This is a genomic window from Paracoccus sp. UBA5162, from assembly GCF_002413585.1.
Classification (GTDB): domain Bacteria; phylum Pseudomonadota; class Alphaproteobacteria; order Rhodobacterales; family Rhodobacteraceae; genus Paracoccus.
This window is the reverse complement of sequence record NZ_DHXG01000078.1, coordinates 25,842-30,657: the sequence shown is the minus strand read 5'-3', so window position 1 is coordinate 30,657 and position 4,816 is coordinate 25,842. Positions and strand designations below refer to the sequence as shown.

Annotated in this window: 6 protein-coding genes; 2 read left to right on the top strand and 4 right to left on the bottom strand. The window is 66.1% G+C overall.

Annotated features, from left to right (window positions below; all coding sequences use genetic code 11):
* Positions 1–47: 47 nt before the first annotated feature.
* A complete protein-coding gene (locus tag B4A72_RS12895) occupies positions 48–929 on the bottom strand; it encodes a MurR/RpiR family transcriptional regulator (RefSeq protein WP_292952351.1) in 882 nt (293 codons plus the stop codon).
* An 86-nt stretch (positions 930–1,015) separates the two neighbouring features.
* On the opposite strand from B4A72_RS12895, the gene B4A72_RS12890 reads away from it, so the two are divergent.
* Together B4A72_RS12890 and B4A72_RS12885 are read left to right on the top strand one after the other, a co-directional pair.
* Positions 1,016–1,768 (top strand): COG4280 domain-containing protein, encoded by a 753-nt coding sequence (locus B4A72_RS12890; protein WP_292952353.1) that lies wholly within the window; start codon positions 1,016–1,018, stop codon positions 1,766–1,768.
* Complete coding sequence (locus B4A72_RS12885; protein ID WP_292952356.1) at positions 1,765–1,977, top strand: hypothetical protein; 213 nt, start codon at positions 1,765–1,767, stop codon at positions 1,975–1,977. The genes B4A72_RS12890 and B4A72_RS12885 overlap by 4 nt, the downstream gene beginning before the upstream one ends.
* 104 nt (positions 1,978–2,081) lie before the next feature.
* Here the strand turns inward: B4A72_RS12885 and B4A72_RS12880 are convergent, their stop codons facing one another.
* From B4A72_RS12880 to B4A72_RS12870, 3 genes are all read right to left on the bottom strand, one after another.
* Positions 2,082–3,548, bottom strand: a complete 1,467-nt coding sequence (locus B4A72_RS12880; RefSeq protein WP_292952359.1) for a mannitol dehydrogenase family protein — start codon at positions 3,546–3,548, stop codon at positions 2,082–2,084.
* Positions 3,549–3,620: 72 nt separating this feature from the next.
* Positions 3,621–4,394 carry an L-iditol 2-dehydrogenase gene (locus B4A72_RS12875; protein ID WP_292952362.1) on the bottom strand — a complete coding sequence of 258 codons (774 nt, stop codon included), beginning with the start codon at positions 4,392–4,394 and terminating at the stop codon, positions 3,621–3,623.
* Positions 4,391–4,816 (bottom strand): TOBE domain-containing protein (locus B4A72_RS12870; RefSeq protein WP_292978763.1); only part of this gene is annotated, 426 nt, incomplete at its 5' end. The genes B4A72_RS12875 and B4A72_RS12870, both read right to left, overlap by 4 nt.

The window sequence follows — 4,816 nt, the reverse complement described above, 5'->3', positions numbered from 1 at the left end:
GGCAGAGGTTCGGAAATGGCGGGCGAACGGCGCGAACCGGATCGCGGTCAAAGTCCCATGGCCGAACCTGCAAGCGCCTGCCGCGCGGCGTTCAATCGCTGAAGCGCCGATCTGGTCTTTTCGGGCTCGGATGCCGAAAGCGCGATCAGCAGCCCCTCCAGCAGGGCGAGGGTGCCCGCGTGAAGCCCGAAGCCGCCGGTCCGGCCGCGGGGAACCCGCACAAGGATGCCTGCGCGCAGATCGGGAATATGCGGTCCCATCGAGGTCACCAGAACCGAGCGCAGCTTCAGGCCGCTTGCCCTGTCGAACAGGGCCCGCACCTCGGGATAGGGGCGATCATAGGCCAGCGCGATCACCGCATCGCCCGGCCCGATGCCGATCAGATCATCGGCGAGTTGCAGTCCGGTGCGCAGGATGGCGCGTGCATCGAAACCCAGGCGCACCAGCTGCGCCGCGAAATAGCCGGCGATGAAGCCCGACGGACCGATGCCGAAGACATGAATCCGGCGCGCCGAACGCATCGTCATGACGAAATCCGAAACGAGCGCGGGCGCCATCGTCTCGATCGCCTCGAGAGCGTCACGAAACGCCTGTGCCGAAGACTCCAGTCCCGCCGCCCTGGCGGGCCGGGCCAGTTCATTGGCCATGCGATCGGCCAGGGTCAGGTCACGACGCAGATCCTCGGCAAGCGCGCGACGCAGTTCGGCAAGCCCGCCATAACCAAGCTTTCGCGCAGTTCGGATCACCGTCGCGTCACTGGTCTTCGCGGCCGTCGCGATTTCCGCCGCAGAGGCGCGCAGTCCATGCTCGCGATTGCGGGAAAGCCAGTCGATGACCCGCGCCTCGACCGCCGAAAGCCGCGACCCGACAGCCAGGATTCGCTGCGAGAAGGTTGCGTCCGTCGGGTCAGTCGTGTCGGTTTCGATCATGTTGCAAATGCTACCTCGATGATGTAGTAAACACAACAATAGAGTCGCGGCCGCACCGCAGCCAGGATCGATTGAGAGAAGGCTTCATGTCGCCGGATTTCTGGACCGCCCTTTTTCCCGCCGTCGCCGCGGCTTTCCTTGCATCCCTCGTCGAGGTGGTGGAGGCCTTCACGATCGTGTTGGCGGTGGGCACCACGCGCGGCTGGCGACCGGCCGTCGCCGGGGCCGCCGCGGCGATTGTCGTTCTGGGACTGATCGTTCTGACGCTGGGTCCGGCGCTTCGATTCATCCCGATCCGGACGCTGCAGCTTGTCGTGGGGATCCTGCTGCTGCTGTTCGGCACGGGCTGGCTGCGAAAGGCCGTTCTTCGCTGGGCCGGCGTGATCGCGCTGCATGACGAGAGCGCGGCTTACGCAAGGGAAGCCGCCGATCTGAGGTCACGGACGGGGGCGCCGCGGACATTGCGGTGGATTGCAGGCATCGCCGCGTTCAAGGCCGTTCTTCTCGAAGGCCTGGAGGTCGCTTTCATCGTCATCGCCATCGGTGCCGGCAAGGGCCTGCTGTGGGAGGCCTCGCTTGGCGCCCTTGCCGCCTGCGCCCTGGTGCTGGTCCTGGGCGCCGCTCTGCGCAAGCCCTTGGCCCAGGTTCCTGAAAATACGCTGAAGTTCGGGGTTGGCGTCATGCTGTCGGCCTTTGGCGTGTTCTGGACCGGCGAAGGGCTGGGCGTGCGGTGGCCTGGTGCGGATCTCGCACTCTTGCCCCTGGCGGCGCTTTTCCTGTTGGCGGGCATCGGCCTTGCCCATCTGGCGCGCGCCTTGGCCGCGGGGCGGCCGGCATGACAATCCTGGGCGATGTCTTCAGGGAGCTTTTCGGGATGTTCGTGGCCGACCTGCGGCTGACGCTGTCGGTTCTGGGTGGCGTTCTGCTTGTCGCCATCCTGATGAACAGCGCCGTGCTGGGGCCCGTCGCGGCAGGGTTCGTGCTGGCGCTTGGTTGCGTCCTGATCCTTGTCGAAACGGTCCTGCGCGAGACGCGCCGCGGCAAGTGATGCAGGGGCGCGGCCGGCTGGTCCGCCATTCCGGTGTCTGGGCGATCGCATGGCGGCGTGGGCCTTGCGGCGACAGCGGGCGTCAGGACGGCGGGGCCACCGCGTCAGCCCAGATAGGTCCTGATCGCGGCGCCGACACCCTGATCCTGCACCAGTCTCAGCTTGCGGGCGAAAGCGTCCTGAAAGCGCGGATTGTCGGCCAGTGCGCCAAAGACGGCACGGTTCGACAGGAAGGCCAAAGGATCGCGGCGCGCGGCCAGGGCATAGTCGCGCAATGCGTCGCTGTTCTCGTCATTGGGCGCGATCTCGTTTCCGGCCTCGTCGATACGTTCGCAATAGCGGCACCAGAAGGCGACCTCTTGCGCCAGCCCGTCGATGGCGGCATCCGATCGCAACGCGTCGGCCAAAGTCGGCAGGATGAATTTCGGCTGCCGGTTAGACCCGTCGAGGCACAGCCGCGGGATGGTGTCGCCGATTTCCGGATTTGCGAAACGGCCGAGGATGAGGTCGAGATAATCCTCGTAGCTGACGCCCTCGATCGGGGGCAGGGTCGGGATGATCTCGCGTTCCTCCAGCGCGCGCAGCCAGGCGGCGATCCGGGGATCGGCCATCGCATCATGGACGAAGTGGTGGCCCAGCAGCGCGGAAGGATAGGCGATGGCGGCGTGACCGCCATTCAGGATACGCAGCTTCATCAATTCGTGCCGGCTGACATCGGTCACGAATTCAGCGCCGACCTTTTCCAGCGGCGGGCGGCCCTGCGGGAAATTGTCTTCCAGCACCCATTGGCGGAAGGGTTCACAGACCACGGGCGCGGCGTCGATGATGCCGAATTTGTCCCGCACCAGCGCGCGTTCGCGGTCCGAGGTGGCGGGGGTGATGCAATCGACCATGGAATTCGGGAATGCCACATTCTGGCGGATCCATTCGGCCAGGCCGGGATCGGACAACTGCGCCAGTTCTGTCACGGTGCGCGCGCAGACATGACCGTTTTCGGGCAGGTTGTCGCAGGACATGACCGTGAAGGGCGCCTCACCCGCCGCGCGGCGCGCGCGCAACGCCGCCAGGATCATGCCGAAGACGGTGCGCGGCGCGTCCGGATTGTCGGCGTCGTGGGCGATATCGGGATGGGCCGCGTCGAAGCCGTCGGTCTTGGCATCGACGTAGTAGCCGCCCTCGGTGATGGTCAGCGACACGATCCGGATCGCGGGATCGGCCATCGCGGCGATGACCCTGGCCGGATCGACCTCGACGAAATCGACCATCGAGCCGATGACGCGGGCGCTCAGGCCCTTCGGGTCCAGTTCGACCACCGTCGTCAGCCAGTCCTGCGCCGCCAGTCGGTCGCGCATCGCCGCATCGCCCGGACGGACGCCCGCGCCGATCAACGCCCAGTCATGCCCCTCGCCGGTGTCGAACAGCCGGTCCAGGTAGAAAGCCATGTGCGCGCGGTGAAAATTGCCGATGCCCACATGCAGGATACCGGGTTTCAGCGCGCCGCGATCATAGCCGGGGCGCCCGACATGGTCGGGCAGATCGCTCAGCATGGATTGCGAAAGTGTGGCGGCCATGTCTGGACCTTTCTTCGAAAAACGCCCGCGGAGGACGCGGGCCTCGGGGCAGGGGGCAAGGCGTCGCGCGGATCAGCTCATCCATTGTCCGCCATCGACATTGTAGGTCTGGGCGAGGATGTAATCGGCCTCGTTCGAGGCGAGGAAGATGGCCATCCCGGTCAGGTCGGCAGCGGTTCCCATGCGGCCATGGGGAACGGCGGCGGCGACCTCGGCCTTTTTCTGGCCGGGCTCCTTGCCTTCGTATTTCGCGAAGAAGGCATCCACGCCGTCCCAGTGTTCGCCTTCCACGACGCCTGGCGCGATGGCGTTGACGTTGATGCCATGGCGGATCAGGTTCAGGCCCGCCGATTGCGTCAGGCTGATGACGGCAGCCTTGCTGGCGCAATAGACGGCGACCAGCGGTTCGCCGCGGCGCCCGGCCTGGCTGGCCATGTTGATGATGCGCCCGCCGCTGCCGCGACGGATCATGACACGCGCGACCGCCTGCATCATGAACAGGGTCCCCGAGACGTTGACGGCGAAGATGCGATCGTAATCGGCGCGCGTGATCTCGGTCAGGGGGGCGGCGGTGAACAGGGCCGCGTTGTTGACAAGGATGTCGATGCCACCAAAGGCCTCCTCGACCTCGGCCACGCAGGTGTCGATCGATTTCTGGTCGGTCACGTCCAGCCGCACCGCGATGGCGGCATCGCCAAGTGCCGCGGCGGCATCCGCCGCGGCCTGGGCATTGATGTCGCAGATCGCCACCCGCGCGCCCTCGGCCGCATAGGCGCGGGCGAATTCCAGCCCGATGCCGCGTGCCGCGCCGGTGATCAGTGCGGATTTGCCGTCCAGTCGCATCATGCGATCCGGTCTCCGGTCTTGTCGAACCGGTGAATGCGCTCTTCGTTCGGCGTCAGCCAGACGGTGTCGCCGTGCCGAAAGCCCAATTCACCGTCCGAGCGAACGGTGATGGTTTCGGTCAGCCCGGTTTCCTCGACATAGAAGAAGCTGTCCGAGCCCAGATGTTCGCTGACGCCGATCCGTCCCTTCCATTTCCCGCCCTCGGCCGAGATGGCGATGTGTTCGGGACGCACGCCGATGGTCTCGGCCCCGTATTCGGCGGCGGTCGGACCCGAAAAGAGGTTCATCCTCGGGCTGCCGATGAAACCTGCAACGAAGACGTTCCTGGGGCGCAGATACAGATCCAGCGGGCTGCCGACCTGTTCGATCCGCCCGGCCTGCAGCACCACGATCTTGTCGGCCATGGTCATCGCCTCGACCTG